Origin of the sequence: Paenarthrobacter sp. PPS72 (genome assembly GCF_048537125.1) — a bacterium.
In the GTDB taxonomy this organism is placed as follows: Bacteria; Actinomycetota; Actinomycetes; order Actinomycetales; family Micrococcaceae; genus Arthrobacter; species Arthrobacter nitroguajacolicus_E.
The window spans coordinates 1-488 of record NZ_JBLYIE010000106.1; the positions used below are offsets into that span (position 1 = coordinate 1).

1 protein-coding gene is annotated in these 488 nt (G+C 61.1%); it reads left to right on the forward strand.

Annotated elements, in window-relative coordinates; genetic code table 11:
• On the forward strand, nt 1–488 hold a 488-nt coding region (locus ACLRGI_RS23290), incomplete at both ends, for a CLIPPER-2 domain-containing protein (protein ID WP_419203801.1).

Here is a 488-nt window from a genome sequence, read left to right on the forward strand (position 1 = left end):
TTGGTTTACACCTGGCCGGGTACTCCCGGAGAGTTGCTTCCGGGCCAGACTGTGACGGCTGCAGCAACCTATGGGATCACCCAGGCGGATATCGACGCCGGCCATGTCGCCAACACGGCTACGACCACGGGCACTCCGCCTACCGGTCCGCCGGTGACGCCTCCTCCGGGAACGACCGATACTCCGTTGACCCAGGCTCCGGCCATGGAGTTCAGCAAGTCCGCTGACGCTTCCGGTATTCAGGACCCGTCTGTTGTGGGTGACATCATCACGTACACGTTCACGTCGAAGAACACCGGCAACGTCACGCTGAAGGACGTCACCATCACCGATCCGTTGGCTGGCCTCTCGGCACTGACATACGCCTGGCCGGGTGCTGCAGGAGCCTGTCTCTTATACACATCTCCGAGCCCACAAGACACTGATACCACTCCCGAGGAGGACATCGCCGCCGGTCACGTAGCAAACACGGCAACAAAAACAGGCAA